The organism is Paenibacillus sp. SER-28 (genome assembly GCF_052906305.1).
The window spans coordinates 90,520-113,858 of the sequence record NZ_JBRECM010000012.1 but is presented as its reverse complement, the minus strand read 5'-3'; the positions used below and the strand labels follow the sequence as shown (position 1 = coordinate 113,858).

The 23,339-nt window shown below is 46.5% G+C and carries 23 protein-coding genes and 1 other annotated feature; of the genes, 15 read left to right on the top strand and 8 right to left on the bottom strand.

Annotated features, from left to right (window positions below; genetic code table 11):
* The first annotated feature begins 16 nt into the window (after positions 1–16).
* Positions 17–418 (top strand): hypothetical protein, encoded by a 402-nt coding sequence (locus ACUYLD_RS22105; RefSeq protein WP_013311862.1) that lies wholly within the window; start codon positions 17–19, stop codon positions 416–418.
* Between the two features lie 121 nt (positions 419–539).
* On the opposite strand, the gene ACUYLD_RS22100 is transcribed toward ACUYLD_RS22105, so the two are convergent.
* Together ACUYLD_RS22100 and ACUYLD_RS22095 are read right to left on the bottom strand one after the other, a co-directional pair.
* Complete coding sequence (locus tag ACUYLD_RS22100; protein WP_013311861.1) at positions 540–776, bottom strand: alpha/beta-type small acid-soluble spore protein; 237 nt, start codon at positions 774–776, stop codon at positions 540–542.
* A 90-nt stretch (positions 777–866) separates the two neighbouring features.
* Positions 867–1,832: an aldose 1-epimerase gene (locus ACUYLD_RS22095; protein WP_250260460.1), complete on the bottom strand. Its 966-nt coding sequence runs from the start codon at positions 1,830–1,832 to the stop codon at positions 867–869.
* A gap of 141 nt (positions 1,833–1,973) precedes the next feature.
* Positions 1,974–2,232: a binding site (T-box leader), on the top strand.
* A 51-nt stretch (positions 2,233–2,283) separates the two neighbouring features.
* On the opposite strand from ACUYLD_RS22095, the gene trpS reads away from it, so the two are divergent.
* Positions 2,284–3,273, top strand: coding sequence for a tryptophan--tRNA ligase (trpS, locus tag ACUYLD_RS22090; protein ID WP_061829859.1), 990 nt, complete (start codon positions 2,284–2,286; stop codon positions 3,271–3,273).
* Between the two features lie 43 nt (positions 3,274–3,316).
* Here the strand turns inward: trpS and ACUYLD_RS22085 are convergent, their stop codons facing one another.
* Positions 3,317–3,484, bottom strand: coding sequence for a hypothetical protein (locus tag ACUYLD_RS22085; RefSeq protein ID WP_007431986.1), 168 nt, complete (start codon positions 3,482–3,484; stop codon positions 3,317–3,319).
* Positions 3,485–3,605: 121 nt separating this feature from the next.
* Here ACUYLD_RS22085 and ACUYLD_RS22080 point away from each other — a divergent pair, with 121 nt between their 5' ends.
* On the top strand, positions 3,606–3,827 hold the full coding sequence (locus ACUYLD_RS22080) for an alpha/beta-type small acid-soluble spore protein (RefSeq protein ID WP_013311857.1): 222 nt from the start codon (positions 3,606–3,608) through the stop codon (positions 3,825–3,827).
* Between the two features lie 252 nt (positions 3,828–4,079).
* Here the strand turns inward: ACUYLD_RS22080 and ACUYLD_RS22075 are convergent, their stop codons facing one another.
* Positions 4,080–5,063 carry a metal-dependent hydrolase gene (locus tag ACUYLD_RS22075; RefSeq protein ID WP_446675993.1) on the bottom strand — a complete coding sequence of 328 codons (984 nt, stop codon included), beginning with the start codon at positions 5,061–5,063 and terminating at the stop codon, positions 4,080–4,082.
* Positions 5,064–5,266: 203 nt separating this feature from the next.
* On the opposite strand from ACUYLD_RS22075, the gene cyoE reads away from it, so the two are divergent.
* Positions 5,267–6,211: a heme o synthase gene (gene cyoE / locus ACUYLD_RS22070; RefSeq protein ID WP_446675992.1), complete on the top strand. Its 945-nt coding sequence runs from the start codon at positions 5,267–5,269 to the stop codon at positions 6,209–6,211.
* Between the two features lie 90 nt (positions 6,212–6,301).
* On the opposite strand, the gene ACUYLD_RS22065 is transcribed toward cyoE, so the two are convergent.
* The 3 genes from ACUYLD_RS22065 to ACUYLD_RS22055 form a co-directional block, all read right to left on the bottom strand.
* Complete coding sequence (locus tag ACUYLD_RS22065; protein ID WP_061829857.1) at positions 6,302–6,646, bottom strand: toprim domain-containing protein; 345 nt, start codon at positions 6,644–6,646, stop codon at positions 6,302–6,304.
* Between the two features lie 166 nt (positions 6,647–6,812).
* Positions 6,813–6,923: a YjcZ family sporulation protein gene (locus tag ACUYLD_RS22060; RefSeq protein ID WP_250240291.1), complete on the bottom strand. Its 111-nt coding sequence runs from the start codon at positions 6,921–6,923 to the stop codon at positions 6,813–6,815.
* Positions 6,924–7,065: 142 nt separating this feature from the next.
* Complete coding sequence (locus tag ACUYLD_RS22055) at positions 7,066–8,238, bottom strand: MFS transporter (protein ID WP_235308412.1); 1,173 nt, start codon at positions 8,236–8,238, stop codon at positions 7,066–7,068.
* A gap of 223 nt (positions 8,239–8,461) precedes the next feature.
* Between ACUYLD_RS22055 and ACUYLD_RS22050 the strand changes: the two genes are divergently transcribed.
* From ACUYLD_RS22050 to ACUYLD_RS22020, 7 genes are all read left to right on the top strand, one after another.
* Complete coding sequence (locus ACUYLD_RS22050) at positions 8,462–8,944, top strand: hypothetical protein (protein WP_061829855.1); 483 nt, start codon at positions 8,462–8,464, stop codon at positions 8,942–8,944.
* A gap of 16 nt (positions 8,945–8,960) precedes the next feature.
* Positions 8,961–10,112 carry a transglutaminase domain-containing protein gene (locus ACUYLD_RS22045; RefSeq protein WP_446675991.1) on the top strand — a complete coding sequence of 384 codons (1,152 nt, stop codon included), beginning with the start codon at positions 8,961–8,963 and terminating at the stop codon, positions 10,110–10,112.
* Between the two features lie 20 nt (positions 10,113–10,132).
* Positions 10,133–12,214 (top strand): peptidoglycan D,D-transpeptidase FtsI family protein, encoded by a 2,082-nt coding sequence (locus tag ACUYLD_RS22040; RefSeq protein WP_446675990.1) that lies wholly within the window; start codon positions 10,133–10,135, stop codon positions 12,212–12,214.
* A gap of 178 nt (positions 12,215–12,392) precedes the next feature.
* Positions 12,393–14,471, top strand: a complete 2,079-nt coding sequence (locus tag ACUYLD_RS22035; RefSeq protein ID WP_446675989.1) for a peptidoglycan D,D-transpeptidase FtsI family protein — start codon at positions 12,393–12,395, stop codon at positions 14,469–14,471.
* An 82-nt stretch (positions 14,472–14,553) separates the two neighbouring features.
* Positions 14,554–15,303 (top strand): Cof-type HAD-IIB family hydrolase, encoded by a 750-nt coding sequence (locus ACUYLD_RS22030; protein ID WP_061829851.1) that lies wholly within the window; start codon positions 14,554–14,556, stop codon positions 15,301–15,303.
* Positions 15,304–15,354: 51 nt separating this feature from the next.
* Positions 15,355–15,834, top strand: coding sequence for a DUF456 domain-containing protein (locus tag ACUYLD_RS22025; protein WP_061829850.1), 480 nt, complete (start codon positions 15,355–15,357; stop codon positions 15,832–15,834).
* 138 nt (positions 15,835–15,972) lie between these two features.
* Complete coding sequence (locus ACUYLD_RS22020) at positions 15,973–17,607, top strand: polysaccharide biosynthesis protein (RefSeq protein WP_235308418.1); 1,635 nt, start codon at positions 15,973–15,975, stop codon at positions 17,605–17,607.
* Positions 17,608–17,623: 16 nt separating this feature from the next.
* Here ACUYLD_RS22020 and ACUYLD_RS22015 read toward each other — a convergent pair whose 3' ends face one another.
* The gene (locus ACUYLD_RS22015) at positions 17,624–18,913 is read right to left on the bottom strand and encodes a DUF2515 family protein (RefSeq protein WP_446675988.1); all 1,290 of its coding nucleotides are present in this window, start codon (positions 18,911–18,913) and stop codon (positions 17,624–17,626) included.
* A gap of 236 nt (positions 18,914–19,149) precedes the next feature.
* On the opposite strand from ACUYLD_RS22015, the gene ACUYLD_RS22010 reads away from it, so the two are divergent.
* The 4 genes from ACUYLD_RS22010 (at position 19,150) to ACUYLD_RS21995 (ending at position 23,312) form a co-directional block, all read left to right on the top strand.
* Positions 19,150–19,494 (top strand): thioredoxin family protein, encoded by a 345-nt coding sequence (locus ACUYLD_RS22010; protein ID WP_025723593.1) that lies wholly within the window; start codon positions 19,150–19,152, stop codon positions 19,492–19,494.
* 275 nt (positions 19,495–19,769) lie between these two features.
* Positions 19,770–20,639 (top strand): COX15/CtaA family protein, encoded by an 870-nt coding sequence (locus ACUYLD_RS22005; protein WP_237166381.1) that lies wholly within the window; start codon positions 19,770–19,772, stop codon positions 20,637–20,639.
* Between the two features lie 129 nt (positions 20,640–20,768).
* The gene (locus tag ACUYLD_RS22000) at positions 20,769–22,535 is read left to right on the top strand and encodes a UbiD family decarboxylase (protein ID WP_446675987.1); all 1,767 of its coding nucleotides are present in this window, start codon (positions 20,769–20,771) and stop codon (positions 22,533–22,535) included.
* 51 nt (positions 22,536–22,586) lie between these two features.
* Positions 22,587–23,312 (top strand): Cthe_2314 family HEPN domain-containing protein, encoded by a 726-nt coding sequence (locus tag ACUYLD_RS21995; RefSeq protein WP_250266622.1) that lies wholly within the window; start codon positions 22,587–22,589, stop codon positions 23,310–23,312.
* Positions 23,313–23,339: the final 27 nt, after the last annotated feature.

The following is a 23,339-nucleotide window of genomic DNA, read 5'->3' as shown; positions in this document are numbered from 1 at the left end:
TAGGAGGGTTTTTGTAATGGACGAAGTAGGTCAATTGTCGTTAGCAAGGCAGATGGATATCGTTTTAAAAGAACTGGATAATGAACTGGCGGGTTTGTCGTCAGGTATCGTATTTGTACAAATACGTAACAATGTAGTTGGGAAATTTGGGATTCGTCATAACCCACTTGCAGGTAAAGGGGGCACATTTGCAGCAGTAGAACCGGGGTTATCAGCAAAGCATCGGGAGGATTTTCGGCGTATGGCTCTAGAAACGCTAAATCATAAGCGTAGCTGGACTCATGGTGAGATTGCTTTCGATTTTGCCATTAGACAAGGAACGATTTTGGTAGATGCAACACTGGAGTCCAACTACAACATGGCGAATCTCATGATCCGCTACAACAAGCCTACATACCGAGCGGCTAATTCCGAATAATTCAATTAAAAAAAGTAAAGAAAAGGCGGCCTTCCTAAGGAAGACCGCCTTTGTTATATACCCGTTATAACACATTTTGGTAAATTACGATGAACGGAATGCTCATGTGGAATAATGACGCTTATTGACCTGAACGACCTGATAATTGCTGTTCGGCCAGCTGTACCAAGCGTTTAGTGATATAGCCTCCCAGAGAACCAGCTTCACGGGATGGCATGTCACCGTAGTAACCATCTGCCGGAATGGTGATGCCCAGCTCTTGTGCAGCTTCATATTTCAATTGTTGCAATGCGTTGTTGGCTTGAGGAACAACTAGGTTGTTACTGCGACGGCTTCTGCCTTGATTAGCTTCATTCATGTGTAGTCACCTCCTTCGGCTGTGATGAGGTTAGTATGCGACAGAGTTATGAAAATATGCGCCGAAGGAAGAAAAGTGACTAGAGGAAAATTACGGATATATGATATGAATTTGAGTTTTGAGATCGATGGATTGCTGAGGCTCCAAACGGATCAGTCCGGCTTCCCCGACAGGATCAGGTGAATTGGGCGCATCAGGCAGACATGTATAAGGCTCAATGCAAAGATACTGGTCGCATTCACCTTTGGTATATAAAACCCAATACTTATAATATTGCTCATCTGCTGTGTAGCGGATTTGATAACCGTCGTCACGAGTCAAAAGAGCTTCAGCAGGGCCTTCCGTTGCCCGCAGCAGAGTGTCTAGATTTGTTCCTTTCAGAGAAAGTCCCGAAGAGAGCTGTTCCAAGTCATCTAACGAAGTAATGATACCTGTAGGTAGCTGTTCAGCATCCTGCTCATATACGCCGTTCACAGGTAGCTGTAGGTGCCAGCGCTCAGGTTCTCCGTCCACCATAAACCAAGTGTGATATCCCAAGCCAAATGGGGCTGCTTTTTCACCCAAATTCGTTACGCGCAGCGTTTGACTTAATACAGCACCCTGCAAGCGATACGTCATCTCCAAACGTAAAGGAATGGGGAATTGTTCCATCCAGTGCGGATCACTTTCTGTTAAAAGCTCGGTAGTAACACTGCAACCTTCTTCATCCTCTTCAATATCACTGCAGCGCCAGGATTGATTACGATGCAGACCGTGTATATGATTGTCATTGGCTGTATTTCGATCGAACTGATATGGAACACCGTCAAACTCAAATTGTCCCTTGCGAATTCGGCCTGGAGGAATCAAAATGGGCAAGCCAAAATGATAAGGCTTTTGTAAATAGAAGGCCAATTCTTCCTCACCGGGCCGACGTACGATATCCCGGTCGAGCTTCAGATCACGCACTGAAATAATATTATTCCCGAGGCGAGGGATCATCGTAACTTCCAGTTCACCACTATGTAAAACATACGTGTCGTAACCGTTCCAGTGTTCTTTGGTCACTTGTTTCATATCCATGCTCCTTTGTCCACTATAATCGGTTGAAGCTTCGTGTCATTATGATAACAGATTTTTGGTCGTAGGGCACAATCGTCATTTGACAATAACATTATGCGGAATTATCATTAATGTAGTTTAGAAAGTAATGACATGGATAACGCGATGATGAGGACAAGTAAGCTTTCGCATAAGCTCTTCAGAAAGCCGGTGGTGGATGGGAACCGGTGAGCCTGCACTGCTGAATGGACCTTGGAGTGCCGTACAGAACAGGAATTTACTGTCCTCAGTATGACGGCCGATTGCTCCCCGTTAACGGAGCTTTAAGATTGCAGGCAGCCACGGAGCATAGCTCCGACAAGTAATAGGCTGACGGCAATGAATAAGGGTGGTACCACGGTCTCGCGTCCCTTGAGGATGCGGGGCCTTTTTGCGTTCTAATTTTGAAATACTGAGGAGGAAGAATATGAAAACTGTACTTTCAGGTATTCAGCCTAGCGGACAACTTACTTTGGGCAATTACATTGGTGCCATGAAAAACTTTGTCAAATTGCAAGAGGATCATCAATGTTACTTTATGGTCGTAGACCTTCATGCAATTACCGTACCACAGGAACCGGCTCAATTACGTGAGCAGTCGGAGGCGGTAGCAGCATTATTTATCGCAGCAGGTATTAACCCGGAGAAATCCAATGTCTTTTTACAATCCCATGTTCCTCAGCACGCTGAGTTGGGATGGTTGATGACAACACTGACGAATATGGGCGAGTTGGAACGTATGACTCAGTTTAAGGACAAAGCAGCAGGCAAGGACTCTGTAGGAGCAGGGCTGTTCGTATATCCATCGTTGATGGCAGCTGACATTTTGCTCTACAACGCGGATCTCGTCCCGGTAGGCGACGATCAGAAACAGCATCTGGAGCTGACACGCGATTTGGCGGGTCGCTTTAATCACCGTTATGGAGATTATTTTACTGTTCCTGAACCGTATATCCCTGAAGTAGGGGCGAGAATTATGTCCCTGGATGATGTGTCCAAAAAAATGAGCAAGAGCAATCCGAATGCAGGCAGCTTTATTGCGCTACTAGACGAACCGAAAGTCATACGCAAGAAAATCAGCCGCGCTACTACTGATTCCGGCAGTGAGGTTAGATATGATCCGGCCAATAAACCGGAAATTAGTAATCTGATGGGCATCTACAGCCAGTGTTCCGGTTTGTCACTCCAAGAAGTGCAGGATCGCTATGAAGGTCAAATGTACGGAACATTTAAAAAAGAACTGGCAGAGACCGTTGTAGCTATGCTTGAACCGATTCAGCAACGCTATCGCGACATCCGGGAATCCGGTGAGATTGGACGTATTTTGGCCCAATCCGCAGAGCGCGCACAAGAAGCGGCTGAAGTCACGTTGTCTGCGGTCAAAGAGCGCATGGGCTTTCTGCCACGTGTACGCTAAAGCATATTGAGACGAAACGGATTAGGCCTTTTAAAGGATTGGATTAGGAGCGGCGTTGTCGGGCTTTGACCACGAAACCCCAGCCGATATTGCCGACAGATAATAGTCCCAGTAGAATGGCAAGCCATGCGGAATAACTGATGGATATTGCGGCTGCGGTCAGCAGGACAATGGATGAAACGGCGAACCATAGGGATAAACCTTTGCTCATTGGTAAAAACCTCCAGTGTTCGAATGTTGAATTTCAGGAATAAGTAGTTGTAAGCGAGCCATAATAATCTTGCAAGCTTGCAATGAACCTCACTCACAAAGAACTGAAAGGAGATTCAAATATGAGCAGACGTCGTTCAAACAACCTGCAAGTACCGCAGGCCAACGCCGCTTTACAACAATTAAAATATGAGGCAGCTCAAGAACTTGGCATCACGATCCCTCAGGACGGTTACTTCGGTAATGTTGTTTCCCGCGAAACAGGTTCTCTTGGGGGATATATCACGAAAAAGCTGGTCCAACAAGCAGAACAATCCTTGTCGGGCAGCAGCCGTTTGCAGTAATACACATAAACACTCCATCTTGGAAGCTGTATTATGAGCAACTGTGATGAAGAAAATCCGGAGCGATCATGCTCCGGATTTTTTTACGCATGGCTTATCACCATTGTGAATCACGCAAGTCCGCTTCGTCAAGAGGGCGCTTTCATGAGATGTGATTTATTACACGAATGGCCAAAAAAACAGCAAGCTCCAGATGAAGGGAGACTTGCTGTCTGTTGTTCATACGGCTTGTTGTTAGCTTGTAGGCAGGTTTTAATTCGTATGCAGGGAAAGGCGTTTTTGCATCTTTTCGTCACTGAGCCATCCAATATAGCTGTTGATCAGTCCGAACTGCTTATCCATCGCGACCACAGCCACGAATGGATATTGTCTCCGGTGTCGATACCTGACGTCTCCCCATCGCACAATGTAGCCCCATTCCAGTTCTTCCACCTCGGCAACGGCAAAGGAGGAAAAATAGCGAAATGCCTGCACATCGCGATAGGATTTGGATGCTTCCACGGCAGGATGTGTGGATGGAATCGCATGTTTCGTCCAAAATAAATGTTTGCCATTTAATCCGCCAATGTCATAACTTCCATTCTGGTGGGCTTTTACCACATGCCATCGGTTCCATGATACGGTGGGAATGATATAATAGGTATCGCCCTCCTGGCGCTCGTCGTCCATATCACGTACCGCTTTTTTGGTCATGAAATGACTCCAGGTTCGCCAAATGTAATATAGACCAATAATAATGTACAGCGTAATAAATAAGGGAGCGGGTAGAATCAATCCGGTGACCCACAGCATAATCGCAGCAACATGGGTGCCAAAAATAAAGGGATCGAAAATATGGATGATATTCCAAGATATCCACTTGCTTGTAAACGGCCGGAATGCCTGTGTTCCGTACGTATTAAATAAATCTGTAAATACATGCAGGCAGACGGCAATTGTTACCCATAGTGCTACATGACCCGGGGGCACATCCCTGAAAATTAGGCAAATCAGACCCGTTATGGACAAGATCCATATCAACCAGAAGGGAATTGAATGCGACAGTCCACGGTGATTGCGAATGTAGGCTGCATTATTTTTCAACCGAAGCAAGGTGTCAAAATCCGGAGCTTGTGATCCTACGACTGTAGCGAGCAGTACGACTGCGGCCAACTTTGGATCTCCGGCGACGACAGGATCAGTGTAGGCCAGCCCGGCCAATCCGATTCCCATGACAAAGTGTGTGGCTGTATCCATATCTGTCGCTCCTTTTGTATTGTTTCCTGTACTTATTACTACCCAAATTTACTGTAAACGATCAGCAGGGGCAATTTGCCATCGGAATTGTGAACGTTTTGTGCGTTTTCTGTCAAACTTTTTAGGGTAGGTATATGATAAAATTTATATCGGAGTTCAACTTACTCCCGAATTCATACATCTCTAAGGGGGAGTTACTCACAATGGATAATATAAGTTATAAGACTTCTTCGGATGCGGCTACCTATTCTGTAAAATCTAAACCACCCGGCAAAGCGGGCACTTGGAAAGATTTTATTACAGTTACCAAGCCAGGCATCCTTCGTACCAATCTGGTTGCAGCCTTTGGTGGTTTTTGGTTAGCATCGCAATGGGACGTTGATTATATAAAGCTAATTCTTACACTTTTAGGTACAATGCTGGTTATGGCGTCTTCTTGTGTTTTTAATAACTATTTTGACCGTGAGCTGGATTTGAAAATGGAACGTACACGTAATCGCTCACTGCCAACAGGGCGTCTGACCCCTACAACGGTGTTGTCATACGCTATTATTTTGGGTGTTGTCGGGTTAGCTGTTCTATTCTTCTTCTCTGGTGTAAAGGCAGGATTACTGGGATTACTTGGTATGTTCGTTTACGTCGGTATTTATACACTTTGGTTAAAACGTTCGTCTACATGGAGCACATCCATCGGCGGTATTTCTGGTGCAATGCCTCCTGTGATTGGTTATGTGGCCGCTTCGGGTCGTATTGATATGGGCGCTTGGCTCTTATTCGCTCTCCTGTTCTTATGGCAGCCGCCTCACTTTTGGGCACTTGCTATTCGCAGAGTTGAGGAATATCGCGCAGCAGGATTTCCGTTGTTGCCAGTCGTAAAAGGTATCCATCGGACCAAGATTCAGATGATTCCTTATATTGTATTGCTGATTCCGGTACCCATCCTTATGTATGCTTATGGATATGCCGGTATAATTTTTATGATCGTGTCCGTGTTACTGTCCGTGCTGTGGGCATTCTATGCCTTTAAAGGTTTTACGATTAAGGAAGAAGAAACGGATTCCTGGGCAAAAAAAGTATTTTTCTTTTCCATTAACCATCTGACACTCAGCTTCTTGCTGATGATCGTCGATACGGTTCATAAGTTCTAATATTATTTTAGAGGCATTTTATAGTGCACCATATAGCTGTCCAACAGGCATGCAAGCGGCCTGAGGACAGCTTTTTTGTTATTTTCAAGACTAAAGAACAGGTGGCGGGTATATAATGTATTCTTCCAACCCTGCTTTTTCCAATTGAGCGATCACATATTCGTCTGGAGTGCCTTCTACGCCAGCGTATCCTTTGCGGGTATACATATGGCAGGCATCCGGAAAAGAGTCTGCAAGCACACCCCTTATTTTCTTCCCTGAGCTGTCATTGTCCATAAATAAATATATTTCGTCGTGCTTGGCCCGCTTGTGGAGGGATTCCAGTTTTATAGAGTTGAGTGTACCGAAGGTGCATAAAATGTGAACCTCCGGGTCAAGTAATCGGCGAAGTTTGCTGCGGTCATTTTTCCCTTCAACAATCACGGTTATCGCCATTTAAGCTCACCCCTTGTCTGATACATATGCTCGAAATTCCCCGGGAAATGAAGAATATGTGTATAGTGTAGCTCCAAATAGGGTTCTCATGCAAAAAATAACAAAACAGCCTGCCAGAAGTGGCAGGCATGGGTACAAGGGGCAACATGTTAGGGCAATTCAGACATTAAAACCAGCAAGTACGGAGAATGATGACGAGCAGAATATAAAGAACAAGAATGATGCCAGTTGAAGTTCCAAAAACAGAACAAGGGTTTACAGGATGACAGTGGCTCACAGGCTGCACCTCCCTTTGTTAGTGAATGTTCAGTCAAAATAGTCTATGTGGATAGGGGGATAGTGTACTGTGCATTTGCCCTCTGAAACGACATTTTGGGCTTTAAAGGTAGCATATTAGCATACCACTGCCCTCAGACTAGCTAGGAATGATAAGGTCCTGAGGCAGACAGTGGCGGCGTCGGAGATAATCGCTTAATAGGAACGAATAGCAGGCCAGCCATAAGAATTAGAAATGCGATGAAAAAAGGAGAAATGTGATCGGGTAGCTGACCTGCCAGTACAGGTCCGGCAAAGGAGCCGATAGATGTTGCAATAGACTGTAGTGCAAAGGTTTTGCCCAGTCGCGCTCCTCCAATTCGTATGAAAAGGGAGGCCAGCGCTGGGAAAATGATACCTTTGGCAGTTCCCAAAATAAAAAGTATAATGCCAATCGCCGCTTCGGGCGTGGTGGCGAGTGCGTAAAAACTTAGAGACATCAAAATAATGCCACAAAGTAGTCGCACCATTGGTGAATATTTGTTCAGAAACAGCAAGCTGAGCGTACAAAGTGCTCCCAAACTGATGATGGAAAAGAGCAATCCGGTGGACATCATGGAAGCAGAACCGTTATTCCGTAATGGAATTTCGTAAAATAAAATGCCTTGTGCACACGCTAAAACAAAAGGCAGGAGCAGGTAACGCCAATTGAATGGTAAGCGAGTCTTTTGTGCTCCGGATAGCGGAGTAGGTGTCGCATGACCATCAGATAATTGGGCCTGTGGAGCGGGTGCTGTTTTGGGCAAGGTGAAATAAGCCATAAGCCCCGTGACTACGAGAATGATGCCAAGGGAACTAAACGTCTCACTAAAGCCGAAACTGGCTACGATAAAAGCGCCGGCGGCTGGAGACAGGACAGAGGCCAACGTATGAACGACACCATGTCCCGACATATATTTGCCCTGCGTAACTGGATGATCGGATAGCTGTGCCAACATGGCTAGACAGGCCGGAGATAAAAAGGCTAACACAAAACCGCTAATCGCCCGAAGAAAAAGTAATTCCCACGGTGTGTGAATGTATGATTGAATGACAAGAATGATGCCTGCGGCTGTTAGGCTGAACATAATATATCGGCGGCTGCCGTGTTTGTCGACCTTGGGGCCGGCCATCAAATTACCAGGCAGATGAGTTAGGGAGTAAATTCCCATCATCCAGCCAATAAAAGTAGGTGCCGCACCCAAGGAGATAGCGAATGGTGTCAAAATAGGATATTGTGCATGCAGATCGAAAAAAGCAATGAATAAAAAGAGATACAGCCAGAGGGCTGTTTTCATGGGATGACCCCCTTCCCTAATGTAAACTTTCATGTTGCACGACGTATTGGCCCTTCCTAAGTTGTACGCTGGAGTGGACGAACATAGACCACTTTGTATGGACAAGAATTGAATAACAAGGTATGTACAAGAGCTAAGCTGACAGGGCATCACGTAATCATGTATAATTACAGAGACAATTTTGTGATTTGAATGATGTAGTTGAAAACGGGAGTGTAGCGAAATGGATAAGGGCGTCTGGACAGAGTTTTTGGAACATAATTGGCAGATCGTTCAGGATAACTGGCTGTATATATTAATTGGGCTTGTCCTACTGTTAGTCATATTAAAGATTGTAAGAACTCTCGTAAAATGGCTGATTGTCATTGTCGTCATTGCAGGCTTGCTTATCTACAGTGGCATTTCCTTTGAACAGGTCGGCAAGGTCGTTACTCAGGCAAAGGATGATGCGATTAACAAGGTTCAGAGCGAGGCTTTGAACATGATGATCAAAGAGGGACGGGATGCCCAATACACATCCAACGCGGATGGTACGTTTTCGGTAACCAGCTCCAACCTGGAAGTGAAAGGTCCATTTGATGGTGACAAGGTCAAGGTATGGTTTCAGGGGATGTCGCTGGGCGAGTGGAGTATGGGCGATACCGTCAAGAAATATATCGAAGGTGCGAAAGGCTCGGCTGTAACACAGTCGCCACAGTCGCCGTAGAGACAGGAGGAACACAATGAAACCATCCTGGCTGGAGCCTATTCTTCATTGGAATGGCGTGACGGTGTTTTTGATTGTCATTGTACTGCTGTCGTTGATTCAGGGCTGGAGACGAGGAGCTTCCAGATCTGTAGGGGCGCTGTTCAGTCTTATTGTGGATGGCATACTGACTGTGGCGGGTATTTTGTGCTCGCTCGGATTAGCCATGTGGCTTTCACCGAAGGTACAACAATGGCTGGCGGCTTACATGGAACATTTGCCTCAGCGAGAACTAAGTGGGATTGAGCAATTTTATTATACGTTGGTGGCGGGGTTAGAGGGGTTTCCGCTGCTACGGTTTGCCGTATTGTTCATGCTTAGTTATGCGATCGCCCAATTTGTACTACGTGCAATTTATGTGTTGATGGTAGGTGGCAAGTCAGATTCTTCTTTCCATGAGCATGAAAAAAAATCAGGCTTTTTCAGCAGGGTGGCAGGGGCTGGAATAGGTACTCTTATTGGTGGAGCACGCGCTATCATGGTTATAGCCCTGCTATTCATCGGCGTAAGTCTGTATCCAGACAGCGGGTTTAGCAGCTACGTCCAAGCTTCACCGATTTATAAGCAGGGAGCGCAATCGGTCATTGAGCCGTTATCCGGTACACTGATTAAGGATAAATTGCCCGTATTTACGCAGGCCGTTACCAAGGAATTAAACGGTATCCTGCAGCGTAAATACGAAATGATTGACCGGGAAATTCCGAACGATATCGTTCAGGCAGCGGCCAAGATTACAGAAGGGGCTAGCGGTGACGAGCAAAAAGCTAGAGCGTTGTATGAATGGGTAGGCACCCGTATTAGCTATGATTACAGTAAGGTGGAAGCCTATGAGCAACGTGGTGACTGGCATGAACAGACTCCTAGAGATACGTTTGATACACGTAAAGGAGTGTGCATTGATTATGCCCGCCTGTATGCGATGATGGCTCGTTCGCAGGGGCTACAGGTCAAGGTTGTAACAGGCCTTGGATACAACGGACAGGGAGGATACGGGTCCCATGCCTGGAATGAGGTATATTTGAGCGGACAGAATCAGTGGGTACCGCTAGACCCGACCTGGGCGCAAAGTGGGGACTGGTTTAATCCGCCTGGTTTTGCCCAAACACATATCAAGGATAAAGTGATTTAATAAGGAGTGGAAAAGGGCACATGAGAAAGATAGACAACGAGCAGGGAAAAGACAATGAGACGTCTGATCGAAAAAGATTCAGCTTTCGGATCAATTTGTTCTTTTTCAGCTCGTTCATTATATTTACGGTCATTATTGTAAGACTGGCGATACTTCAATTTGTAGATGGACCTCAGCTTAAGCAGCAGGAGGCCAGTAATGTTACCAAAAATGTACCGCTTACGCCGATTCGCGGAACGATTTACGATTCCACCGGGCAGAACAGACTGGCGTATTCTACACCTGTACAATCGCTGTATATCACGCTCTCCAAGAACTATAGTGACGGCATGGAGCAGTTGCGTAAGCCTGATAAAAAGCTGTTGCCTGAGCTGGAAAACATGACACAAAAGCTGGCAAATCGATTTGCCCAATATGGTAATAAAGATGAGCCCAAAATGACGGCAGAACAAATTATGGACGCTATGGATCGGAACTATCAGCGATTTAGCGGTTTTACGCCGCGTTTGATTAAAACGAATCTTAACAAAGATGAAGTTGCCTATTTTATGCAGCATAAAAGTGAGTTTCCGGGCGTAGATGTCGTAGAGGAAACGGTACGTCATTATGATCCTGATACGGTAGCTGTTCAAACGGTTGGCTACATTAAAAGCTATAAAAGTGCGCGTGAAACGTTGACTAAGTATAAGAATATTCAAAAATCTATGTCATCTGAAAATGATCCGGGTCTCATTTATATGGATAACGAATCTGTTGGCTTTGATGGACTGGAATTTCAATATCAGGAACAGTTACGAGGGAAAAATGGCTATAAAACAGTGCCGATTGATCCACGCAACATGCCAGAGGGGGTAGATTCTGTTACTCCTCCGCAAAAAGGAAATAATGTCTATTCTACGATTAACAAAGAAATTCAGGTTAAGACTGAAAATGCCATTATGGATCAATTGAGATGGCTCCATTCACACGCTGTATCTGGCAGGACTCATCCTTATGCAAAAACAGGCTTTGCTGTCGCGATGGAAGTGGATACTGGTAATGTGGTAGCCATGGCGAGCATGCCGGATTATGATGCGAATTACTGGCAAACGGGTACAATTTCCACAGATAAATATAAAGAGATTGAACATGTGTATCAAAACGCCACAATTAAGAACGTTGGCTCTGGCCAATCTGGACAGCACCCTGATTCTACTGTACTTCTCGGATCAACTATTAAACCGCTGTCCGTTCTTATTGGATTGGAAGAAGGACTGTTTACAACAAATACGTACTATCAAGATACAGGAGCGGCTTATTTCGGACGTAACAACTCCTCACGGGTACGCAACTCATCTGGTCATGTGTACGGTTCAATGGACCCGGCAACCGCTATTCGCCATTCCTCCAATGCCTTTATGGTCGATATGGTTGGCAAACGCTTATATAACAAATACATCAACAATGCCGCAGAAGACCAGGGTGTTAACGTATGGGATCGTTATATGAAGGAGTTTGGATTAGGTGTTTCTACTGGAGTAGACTTGCCCGGTGAGTTCCGGGGTTGGCGGGAGTACACGAGTAAATCAGAGTCAGCACTTTCTAAATTGGCATATGCATCCTTTGGTCAACAAGGTAAATATACACCTATGCAACTTGCCCAATACACAACGATGATTGCTACCAAGGGCAAACGGATGGAGCCGCATTTGGTCAGTCAAATTAAAGATACCAACGGTAATGTAGTTCAAACAATTAAGCCGAAGGTACTGAATGAAGTGAAATTTCCGGATGCTTATTGGAATGAAGTTATACGCGGGATGTCAACAGATGTCAGCGCATTTAAAGGTTTCCCTTACGACTTTGCTCGCAAAACGGGGACATCGCAGCAAAGTGTGGGCAGAGAACTAAAAGATAACGGGGTATTTATCGCCTTTGCACCACGCCAGAATCCCAAGCTGGCTGTAGCCGTTGTCATTCCTGAAGGAGGCTTCGGGGCTTGGAGTGCTGGACCTGTAGCACGCAAAATCTTTGATGCTTACGATGAAGTGTACGGTCTGGACGGTGTTCCAAAGAAAAAGGATGAAACAGCAACCGATCCTAATGCAATCAAACAGCCATAATCCTTTTATACGATGTCATTTCATGAAAGCTTCCCTTAGCCTTTGGGCTGAGGGAAGCTTTTTTATGTTTTTTCTACGTTTTCTTACAAAATTGTCATCTTAGAATTCATCGTTTATTGTTTTAGATATGGTAGGATCAGGGAATATGAAACCTATTGGAAGGAGTAATGCAGCTAATATGGACAGAAGAAGTTTAGATAAAAAGTTTTCATTCAAAAAGAAAAATCAAGAAGAGGATGAAGAGTCACGAAAAAAACGGACGGTTTTACGAACCAACCTACTGTTTTTTAGTGCTTTTGTGCTGTTTGCCCTGATCATTACCAGACTAGCTGTATTGCAGTTTGTACAATCGGACGAGCTGAAGAGTCAGCAGCAATCCGTAAATACGAAAAATGTCCCGTTAGTTCCGAGTCGCGGCACGATTTATGACTCCACAGGTACGGTTAAGCTGGCGTATTCGACTTCAGTACAGTCCTTGTATGTAACTTTATCTAAGGATTATAGCAAGCGTACGGAGAAAGATCGCAAGCCGGGGGAAAAGCTGCTCCCTGAGCTCAATGCATTTGCTGCCAAGCTTGCTGCCAAATTAAACGAACTGGGTCGTACCGAAGGAGAGCAGCTTAATGCAGAGGAAATAAAAAAGAGACTGGACCCGGACTATAATCAATATAGGGGATTTACCCCACGTTTGGTCAAATCCGACCTGAGTCGGGAGGAAATCGCTTATTTTCTGGAGCATCGGACAGAGTTCCCTGGTGTAGAGGTTGTAGAAGAAAGTGTTCGCCATTATGACCCGGATCGGGTGGCGGTACAAACGATTGGATATATGTACAAGTTCAAAGGAGCTCGAACGAACCGGCCCAAATATAAAGAGCTCTATGAAGCGAATTCGGAGGTTTTAAAACCGGCACAGGTTTATTCGGAAAGTGAAACGGTCGGATATGATGGCTTGGAGCTTCAGTACCAGGACGAGCTGAGAGGGAAAAACGGATATAAAACGTTAGAGGTCAATCCTCGCAGCATGCCGGAGGGCATTGAATCCATTACTCCTCCTGAAAAAGGACATCATTTATATTCCACCATCAACAAGGAAATTCAGCAGAAAACCGAACAGGCCATTATGGATCAGCTTCGCTGGCTTCATACTCATGCCGTATCGGGGAAGCTTCATCAAGACGCAACCACTGGCTTCGCTGTAGCGATGGAGGTAGAGACCGGAAATATCGTGGCAATGGCCAGTATGCCGGATTATGACTCTAATGTATGGAAAAGTGGAAGTACCTCACCTTCGATATATGACGAAATTCAGCATAAAATGGGAAATGGAACCATTAAATCCGTCCCTAGCGGTAAAGCAGGTCCACATCCAGAATCCTCGGTGCTTTTGGGTTCAACCATTAAACCGCTAACCGTGCTGATCGGGTTGAAGGAAAACCTGTTTTCTCCCGGACAAACTTATCTGGATACGGGAAGTGCGTACTACGGCAAAAATCGCTCCAGCCGGGTCGGGAATTCTAGCGGACATGTGTATGGTTCTTTGACACCTAGCAGGGCAATTGAGGTCTCGTCGAATACGTTTATGGTAGATATGATCGGCAAGCCAATGTATGACAAATACGGAAGTAATGCAGGGGTGCATCAGGGAATTGACGTATGGGACAAGTATATGAAGGAATTTGGATTAGGCGTACCGACAGAAGTAGATCTGCCGGGCGAGTGGGCAGGCAGACTTGAGTATACGAGCAAGCATGAAAGTGCGCTGACACGTTTGGTGCAGGCATCCTTTGGTCAGCAGGGAAAGTATACGGCGATGCAGTTAGCCCAGTATACAACTGTGCTGGCAACAAAGGGCAAGCGTATGCAGCCTCATTTGGTCAGCAAAATTGTAGATGATCAGGGGAATCTTGTACGTGAATTTAAGCCGAAGGTGCTGAATGAGGTCGCTTTTTCAGATACGCACTGGAATACAGTGATTCGAGGTATGGCTACGGATGTTAAAGCCTTTAATGGATTTCCTTATGATTATGCCCGTAAAACGGGGACTTCCGAGCAGGTGGTGGGACGTACGGTTAAAGATAACGGGGTGTTCATCGCTTTTGCTCCCCGTCAAAATCCGAAGCTGGCAGTAGCGGTCATCATTCCTGAAGGGGGCTTTGGTGCGACGAGCGCGGGACCGGTTGCGCGTAAAATATTTGATGCGTATGACGAAGTTTACGGGCTAGATGGTACTCCTAAAAAGCCTCTGGCAGCAAAGTGAGGACTTGAATTTTTTTGTGGGCTTCTCTTTTTCATGGTAAAATGTCGTTGGACATAAGGGACATACAGGAGGAAGAGAGACTATGGGAGAAAACCAATATAAATACAAACTGCTTGCGCTCGATATGGATGGAACTTTACTGAATGATAATCATGAAATTTCCTTGGAAACGATTAACTGGATTAACAAGGCGATTCAGGAAGGGATCCATGTATGCTTATCTACTGGACGTGCAGCGATGCATGCTCTGCCGTACGGTCAGCAACTCGGCCTGGAGACGCCAATGGTAACCGTAAACGGCAGTGAGGTGTGGAAATCACCCCACGAGTTGTGGCGCCGTTATTTACTTGATAAGGAGCTCGTTCGCAAGATGCACCAGATTGCTGTAGAAACAGGCTCCTGGTTCTGGGCGTACTCAACAGAGGAATTATATAACAGGGATCGTTGGCCGGATACATTGGACACACAGGAGTGGCTCAAATTCGGTTATAATACGGAAAATGACGAAATTCGCCACCAAATTTTGCTTAAACTTCAGGACATGGGTGGACTTGAAATTTCCAATTCTTCGATGACAAATCTGGAAATTAACCCGGCTGGTATATCCAAAGCCAGTGGAATCGCTGAAGTGTGCGATCTGCTTGGCATTACTCTGGAGCAGGTGGTTGCCGTTGGCGACAGTCTGAATGATCTGGCAGTGATTCAAGCGGTTGGACTGGGCGTAGCAATGGGGAATGCTCAGGATACGGTTAAAGAAGCCGCTGATGTGGTCGTGGCTTCAAACAATGACGACGGCATTGTAGAAGTGATCCGTGATTATGTGCTTGTGTAATGAAACGAATGATGCAGCAAGCAAGATGAATGAACGAGAAGGAGGAGGCCCATGGACGTTGTAGGCTGGATTGTTGTCATTGTGCTGTTCATTGTGGGCATGGCTGGGGCGGTATATCCCGTATTGCCGGGGGCGCTCGCCATCTATTTTGCATTTTTTGTATACGGCTGGTTTTTCTCGTTTGCTCCATACAATGCATTGTTTTGGATTATACAAACACTAATCGTTGTTGCGCTTTTTGTTGCAGATTATGCTGTGAATGCCTGGGGAGTCAAGCGATTTGGCGGCTCGCGTCTGTCGGCGATCCTCAGCACTGTCGGGATTATTATTGGTCCCTTCGTTATTCCGGCATTTGGTCTGATTTTGGGACCATTTATCGGCGCTGTGCTGGGTGAGTTAATTGGCAAAGCCCCGCTGGACCGAGCTATTAAAGTGGGCTTTGGCTCCGTATTAGGCCTTTTTACCAGCACCGTGATGAAAGTGATCTTGCAGCTTGCCATGATTATTGTATTCTTGATTTGGGTGTTATGACCCGAGATTCGTTTTCGTTTATTATGATTTGCAGAGACAGAATCGACATGCGGCTCCGCACCGGTGATGGCTCAGGCCATGACTGTTTGTGCGGGGCTTTTGCATGCGTGTGAACAGCAAGAAAGAAGGGAACGCATTTTGTCCAATAAAGAAACATTCCTTAAAGGTACGCTTATTTTAGCCGCTGCTGCCTTGGTGGCCAGAGTGCTTGGTCTGGTACAGCGTGTTCCATTGGAGCATCTGCTTGGTTCCGTTGGGAACGCCTCGTTTACCATTGCGAACAACGCTTATTTGATGCTGCTCACAGTGGCTACGGCCGGTATTCCAAGTACATTGAGCAAAATGGTTTCAGAACGTTATGCACTGGATCGGCCTTCGGAAGCACGACGTGTGTATCGTGCGGCTTTGATATTCGCGGCCGCAGCAGGCATTATCATTACAGCGCTACTGTATTTTGGAGCACCTTACTTTGCCGAGCATGTAGCAGGGGTTCCACAATCCGCTTTGGCCATTCAGGCTTTGGCACCAGCATTACTGCTGTTCCCTGCCATTGCCATGATGCGTGGATACTTCCAAGGGCGCGGTAATATGACCGCAGGCGGTATTTCACAAATTGTGGAGCAGGTTGCACGGGTAGCGACTGCTATTGTACTCGCTTTTATTATTTTGAAGCTGGGTTATGGAGATCGCGAGGTTGCGGCCGGGGCCTCCTTTGGAGGTGTCATGGGAAGTCTTGGCGCTCTAGCGGTCATGTTGTACTACACGGTGAAATTGCGCCGCCAGGATCGACAGGACCGCCAAGATCAATTCCAAGAGGAAAGCTCCGCGCTACCGATGATGCGCATTTACAAAGATATTTTCAAGCTTTCCATTCCCATTGTATTGTCGTCTCTGACAGTTCCGGCGGTCAACTTTATTGATACGTCGATTGTGGTGAGACTGCTATCAGGTCAAGTGGGATTGGATCAGGCGACTACTCAGTTGGGTTATCTAGGCTCTCGGGCACAGAGTGTGGCGGGAATTCCGCCGATTTTGGCCATTGCGCTCAGCCAATCGCTCATTCCGATCATTTCAGCGGCATTTGCCCGTAAGGATGAGCAGCATTTACAAAATCAGATGACGCTGGCCTTGCGTATCTCTATTTTGACTGGAATGCCAATTGTGCTAGCTTTATGTGTAACCGCCTATTCTATTAATGGTTTACTGTTTAGCTCGCTTGGAGGCAGCGGTATTATCGCTGTTCTGACACTCGGAACGATATTCCAGATTACGATGATGACTTCTAATTCGATATTGATCGGTATGGGCAAGCCACGTATTTCAATGGTTAATGTCATGGTCGGTATCGTCGTCAAGTTTGCAGCGAGCTGGCTGCTGGCTGGTTGGCTTGGGATTTACGGGATCATTGCCGCAACCGGATTATGTTTCCTCGTGATCACGTTGCTGAATTTACGTGTGCTTAAAGGGATCGTCTCCTTTTCCATCATGGGCCGTCGCTGGGCAGGGTTCTTAACCGCAGTCGTCGTCTCGGGAGCTATCGGATACGGTGTAAATGAAGCCTGTATTCTACTGGTGCATTTGATGCCTGCGCGTGTGGCCTTCTTGATCGCGTGCTGCATTGCAGGGGCAGCTGTACTGGTATGCTACTTGCTGTTGCTGGTTGTACTGCGCGTATTGCGCAGGGACGAGCTGGGCAACTACCCACGTATGTTGCAAAAGGTACTGCGTCCGTTAATGCGTCTACAGCGTGAGTCTACAGGACAACAAGGCTAAAGAGTCCTCCAGTCTATCAGTGGAAAGGTTGCAAGCTGTTATGGGCAACGTGGGCCATTGCTGTTTTTTGGATGCCATGGCGATGCTCATGGCGCATGGCAAATAACAGCGGTCGCCTTGGTTCGCTGAGATGCCCGAGTGTGGAGCCGTCCTGAAACCAGTCATAACGGGGGATTGGATCATAAGCTGTATCGGACCAGACGGCGTTCAGCTTCGGGCTGTACAGACGTTGTCCTGGCGGTAGCCATTCATGTGCTAAAAGCGTTGCACTTTCATCTGGAGAGTGCAGCGCTTTTTGTTCATTCGGGGTGAACAATCCGGGCCAATAGTCGCTGCGTGAACCCGTATGTGGCACACTGTTAGCGAATGCTGATACCTGGTCCAGCACCTGCTGATGGCCGAAGAGCATAGCATAGAGACTTTTGCCAAAGCCAATCCGCTCGTCCAAATGGCCGAAACGCTCCATCACTAGTCCAGCAAGTCCACCGTTCAGCCCAAGTGGAAATATAACCTGATTAAGTTGGAGCCAGTCATGCAAATAAAAGCCCGGCTTGTGTGTCACAAATTTTTGAAAATACGGATCTTTTATCACACGTCCTTCAATATAGTTTTGTTCATTAATGATGAGCGCCACAGTCAACAGAGAGCTATCCCGCCAAGCCCAAAAACGTTCCCAAAAGGGCTTCATGAATGGCGAAACGTGAAAATAAGGCAACAAATGAAAGCAACTCCGACCCAAATGACGGCTGTGCATGTAAAGTTGCAACTGCGGGTAAGCATCTTGAAAAATAAGGGCATTACAGCGCTCCAGTAGCCGATACAGCCATTCCTTTTCCTGTTCGCCAAACAGGTTGCCAATTAGTCCCCCTTTCAGATCGGTCATATTATAGCCGCCATTACGAGAAACCAGGTGGGCCAGTAATGCCCAGTGTAACTCCGGGTAGCCACGATAGCATTCAAGGTAAGCGGCCGTGCGGGTGACGTTGCTGCGATTCTCCTGTGCTGTATCATTTTTGATCCGCTCCAGCAGCTCACAGTCTGTTTCGCATAAGGGCATATTCAGAGAAGATGGACGCGTAGCGGGTCCGTTCACCAGCATTAACGCTTCAGCTTCATTCATAGCGGCCTGTGCTGTATGATAATCCCACGCTAGTTCACGCAAGGGGTAGCGTAATTTGTGGGATTCGGTCCAAGCCGCCCGTTTGCCCTCCCAAGCTTCCTCTGCAACACGGGGAACGGAACCCAGTAACTTTAGCCCTCCTTGAAGCTGTCGAGATGCTGTATGGAGCCATTCGGTAAAAGACATGACTAAATAACCTCCTTTCCAATTGCAAGCATCCCCGTATCCTGCCAAGTATGTTGGGTATGCTGTTAGGATGTCTTCGCTTATGTGGATTCTTAAGTATATCTTTAGTATGCCTCAATGAGAGGGCTTCCAATCGGCATGTGAGCAGAATGGGGGAGTGTGCAAAAGCTTCACTTGGCGTTACAATAGAAAGTGCAATCTTTTCAGCATAAAAAGAATTTAAGGAGGAATCATCCATGCAAAAAATCGTCTCTCATGAAGACTTTAATAAGGCAATATCTACTCCCGGCGTAACGGTGGCTGTATTTAAGGCGGACTGGTGTGGGGATTGTCATTTCATTGATCCGTTCATGCCTGATGTGGAACAACAATATGCAGATAAGCTTACATTAATTGAGATTGATGTAGAACAGGCCGAAAGCGTCAGTCAAGAGCAGAATGTATTGGGTATTCCTAGCTTTATCGCTTACAGTGAAGGCAGAGAACTGGTACGTCTGGTGAACAGACTGCGCAAATCCCGCGAGGAGATTGAGCAATTTTTGGATCGGGCTGTTGAAGTCCATGCGAGCTTGGCAAAATAATGAATGCTGTACATGCATGAAGGTTACAAAGTGAATTTTAAACATCAAGACATTCAGAAAGCCGCTTCCTTCTAAGGGGGCGGCTTTCTCACGGACACGTTCACATTTTGTCAACAAAGCTCGTATGTCAAGGAACGATATATCAGTTATAATTACTTTAAGTGATCATTTCACAACATATAAAGTGAATAAATATTATATTTGGAAGGATACGGGTGAATTTGAATAACAAAATTAGAATATTAAAATGGCTGGCACTCGTAACATGTATTGTCATGTTTTTGGCTACCTTCGGTGGAGGTGTCGTGACACGGACGGATTCAGGTCTTGGCTGTGGCCGGGAATTCCCGCTTTGCAATGGCAAGCTGGTTCCGGCACATACGATCGCATCCCTTATTGAGTTCTCTCATCGTTCCGTTAGTGCCATGGCCGGGATTCTTTCTATCGCCTCATTTGTTGGCTTTTTGCTGTTTATGAAGCATCGGAAGGATTTACAGCTATTCTCGCTGCTCACGCTCTTGTTTGTCATCATACAAGGTGCCATGGGGGCGTTGGCTGTCATTTTCTCCCAATCGGCTGCTGTCATGGGACTGCATTTTGGCTTTGCGCTTATCGCCTTTGCCAGTGCAACTATGATGACGCTGGGGGCCTGGCAGGAGCACGCGGACTCACGCCACACTCCGCGTCTGATTCCTGGGCGTGTCAGTCGGGGCTATCGCAACTTTATATGGCTATCGACGATCTATACCTATATTGCTGTCTATTCAGGGGCGTTGCTTAGTCACTCGGTCATCCAGAAGGTTGTAAATATTGGGGGCTTCATATCTCCACTGCTGCTTCATCAGATTTCAGCCGGTCTGCTGTTCGTCATTATCTTGGCTGTGGGTCACTACTCATACCGTTATCACCCGAATCACCGAGATATCCGTATATTGGGTGTCGTGTCGGTCTTGTTAATTTTGCTTCAAGTGGTGATTGGAATTATCTTGTTGTACGTCAACAGACCTGAAATCTATATGTTTATCGTGCTGGGACATATGCTGGTGATTGCATCGTTGTTCTCCGTTTTGGCTTATCTGAGCTATCGTGTATGGCAATTGTCACCGGACCGCAAGCTTGTTCCGACCCAAGCACAACGTACCTAAGCATTTCATAGATCATAGTGAAGCGGATTTTTGCCCAAGAGGCGTTTAAACACGTATAATAGCATATAAGAAACAAACCAGGCCCACGAGTTTCTCGAGGGCTTGATTTGCTTAGGAGGAGTCGTCCAGTTGATCTACCAGAATTTGCGCCAATTTATTGAAGCGCTGCGTAAAGAAAATCATCTTAAAATTATAGAGGCACCTGTCGATCCTTACTTGGAGCTGGCTGAGATTCATCGAAGAGTCATTGAGGAAGAAGGGCCGGCACTGCTGTTCACGAATGTAAAAGGAACCCCGTTTCCTGTAGCCAGTAATCTGTTTGGCACGAATCGCCGTGTAGATATGGCTTTTGGCCCGCGACCTGAGCAACTGATGGATGCGATTGTCGGAGCCACCAAAACATTGTTTCCACCTACACCCAAAGCATTGTGGAATGAACGTGGCCTGATTAAGGACATGCTAAAAGTAGGGCTAAAAACAGTATCTCACAGCGAGGCCCCTGTATTGGGAGTTCGCCGTACAGAGGCTCCGTTAGCGCCACTGCCTAAAGTGACCAGTTGGCATGAGGATGGAGGGCCGTTTATTACGCTTCCACTCGTGTATACCGAGAAGCCAGGTCAGCCCAAGGATCATAATCTGGGGATGTACCGCATTCAGATTTATGATGATCAGACGACGGGCATTCACTGGCAAATTCATAAAGGCGGCGGTTTCCATTATCATGAAGCGGAGCTGCGTAATGAGCCATTGCCTACGACGATTATCATTGGTGGCCCGCCTGCCCTGATTGCGTCTGCCATTGCTCCAGCACCGGAAAACTTGCCTGAGCTGCTGCTGGCTTCGCTTATTATGGGAGGCAAGCTGCCCATGACAGAAGATCCGCTTGGGGGTCACCGGATTCCAGCAGAAGCAGAATTTGCAATCAGCGGTTATGTGCCGCCTCATGAACGCCGTCCGGAAGGCCCGTTTGGTGATCATTTTGGATATTATTCATTACAGCATGATTTCCCTGTACTTCATGTCAAACATATGCATCACCGCAAGGATGCCATTTATCCGGCAACCATTGTAGGTAAGCCTCGGCAAGAAGACTACTATCTCGGTGAGTTTTTGCAACGTCTGCTGTCGCCTGCCTATCCGCTTGTGATGCCTTCCGTCAAGTCCCTGTGGGCATATGCGGAAACGGGCGTACATGCGCTGGCAGCGGCAGTCGTACGTGAAAGCTACTCCCGTGAAGCGCTTGTATCCGGTTTTACTATTTTGGGTCAAGGTCAATTATCGTTGACCAAGTTCCTGATGCTGACGGATCGAGTAATTGATTTATCTGACTTTAACCTGCTGCTGGAAACCATTCTGGAGCGATTTAATCCAGCAACGGATTTATTTATTTTCAATCACACGTCACACGATACACTCGATTACACAGGCCGCAAGCTGAATCATGGTAGTAAGGCGATCCTGATGGGGATAGGTGAGCCTGTACGTGAATTGCCTCGTGCTTATGAGGGAGGCGATCTGCCGGGAATTCGTGAAATTAAGCCCTATTGCGGAGGATGCCTCGTCGTATCGGGTGCGTCTTTTGAGCAGGAACCTGAGCTGGCGGCACGTGTTTTGGAGCGACTAGCAGCGGGTGAGCAAGAGTGGCCGCTCGTCTTTATTGTGGACGATGCCAAAGAAGTTGTTCGCTCTCAAGCCTCGTTCCTGTGGACGGTGTTCACACGCTTTAACCCGGCTACGGATATGTACGCGGACAGCGAAGTGCGTTTGCATCATCTGAACTATAAGCTGCCGATTGTAGTGGATGCGCGTATGAAGCCGGGGTATCCGGATGAGGTGTTACCGCGTGAGGATATTGTTAAGCTTGTAGATCAACGATGGACGAGTTATTTCGCTTGACGCCCTAATGAAACCTACAGCCGGATTTTACATTTATAAGGAGGCGTAAGCATGATACGCAAGCTACTGGGTGAGCCGCCACGTGTGAACAAGGGCATCTTGCTGGATGCCATGAATAGCATGTCAGATATGTTGAGCTTGCTGGAGCGGCAAATTCAGGCTGGTGGAGATCCGACCCACGATTTTCGGAAGGCGGATATTTTGACACGCGGTCTAATGTCATCTCTGGATGAACTGGAGCAGAGCCATCATGCTGCCGCCTTTTTCCGTATGAAAGTGAAAGCCGGATATGCTGAAGATATGAGCGAGGATGAAAAATCCGACTATGCATTATATGTTTTCTTTTATAAGGATGGGTTTGTGAGGGTATTCTCCATTTTAGATAAGCTGGGTAACTGGCTGAATGATCTGTGTGATTTAAAAACAGGGCAGTATAAGGCTCATTATTCGTATTTTACCGTGTTGCGGCAGCTCAAGTATCTCAAAATGCATCCTGTATTGACCGATAATTTAATTGATATCAAGGACACATACAACGATGCCATCAATCGGCTGCGTAAGCGTCGGAATACGGAGATACACTATATGAATACGGAAATGCAGGATGATCTCTGGCAACGACACCGAGCTTTGTATGGAAAAATCCAACTGGAGGACCTCGATCACCATTTGGAAGATTTGCAGCAGGGCTTGGAAATGGTGTGTCGGTCGCTGTCAAACGCCTTTACTTATACTGCGAAACAATGGGAGAACCGGGCAGTACGCCCAAAAATATGATAGAAAATATCCTTTGACAAAGCTATG

Coding starts and splice junctions, on each gene's coding strand:
- ACUYLD_RS22105 (WP_013311862.1), top strand. CDS start 17: ATGGACGAAGTAGGTCAATTGTCGTTAGCAAGGCAGATGGATATCGTT.
- ACUYLD_RS22100 (WP_013311861.1), bottom strand. CDS start 776: ATGAATGAAGCTAATCAAGGCAGAAGCCGTCGCAGTAACAACCTAGTT.
- ACUYLD_RS22095 (WP_250260460.1), bottom strand. CDS start 1,832: ATGAAACAAGTGACCAAAGAACACTGGAACGGTTACGACACGTATGTT.
- trpS (WP_061829859.1), top strand. CDS start 2,284: ATGAAAACTGTACTTTCAGGTATTCAGCCTAGCGGACAACTTACTTTG.
- ACUYLD_RS22085 (WP_007431986.1), bottom strand. CDS start 3,484: ATGAGCAAAGGTTTATCCCTATGGTTCGCCGTTTCATCCATTGTCCTG.
- ACUYLD_RS22080 (WP_013311857.1), top strand. CDS start 3,606: ATGAGCAGACGTCGTTCAAACAACCTGCAAGTACCGCAGGCCAACGCC.
- ACUYLD_RS22075 (WP_446675993.1), bottom strand. CDS start 5,063: ATGGATACAGCCACACACTTTGTCATGGGAATCGGATTGGCCGGGCTG.
- cyoE (WP_446675992.1), top strand. CDS start 5,267: ATGGATAATATAAGTTATAAGACTTCTTCGGATGCGGCTACCTATTCT.
- ACUYLD_RS22065 (WP_061829857.1), bottom strand. CDS start 6,646: ATGGCGATAACCGTGATTGTTGAAGGGAAAAATGACCGCAGCAAACTT.
- ACUYLD_RS22055 (WP_235308412.1), bottom strand. CDS start 8,238: ATGAAAACAGCCCTCTGGCTGTATCTCTTTTTATTCATTGCTTTTTTC.
- ACUYLD_RS22050 (WP_061829855.1), top strand. CDS start 8,462: ATGGATAAGGGCGTCTGGACAGAGTTTTTGGAACATAATTGGCAGATC.
- ACUYLD_RS22045 (WP_446675991.1), top strand. CDS start 8,961: ATGAAACCATCCTGGCTGGAGCCTATTCTTCATTGGAATGGCGTGACG.
- ACUYLD_RS22040 (WP_446675990.1), top strand. CDS start 10,133: ATGAGAAAGATAGACAACGAGCAGGGAAAAGACAATGAGACGTCTGAT.
- ACUYLD_RS22035 (WP_446675989.1), top strand. CDS start 12,393: ATGGACAGAAGAAGTTTAGATAAAAAGTTTTCATTCAAAAAGAAAAAT.
- ACUYLD_RS22030 (WP_061829851.1), top strand. CDS start 14,554: ATGGGAGAAAACCAATATAAATACAAACTGCTTGCGCTCGATATGGAT.
- ACUYLD_RS22025 (WP_061829850.1), top strand. CDS start 15,355: ATGGACGTTGTAGGCTGGATTGTTGTCATTGTGCTGTTCATTGTGGGC.
- ACUYLD_RS22015 (WP_446675988.1), bottom strand. CDS start 18,913: ATGTCTTTTACCGAATGGCTCCATACAGCATCTCGACAGCTTCAAGGA.
- ACUYLD_RS22010 (WP_025723593.1), top strand. CDS start 19,150: ATGCAAAAAATCGTCTCTCATGAAGACTTTAATAAGGCAATATCTACT.
- ACUYLD_RS22005 (WP_237166381.1), top strand. CDS start 19,770: ATGTTTTTGGCTACCTTCGGTGGAGGTGTCGTGACACGGACGGATTCA.
- ACUYLD_RS21995 (WP_250266622.1), top strand. CDS start 22,587: ATGATACGCAAGCTACTGGGTGAGCCGCCACGTGTGAACAAGGGCATC.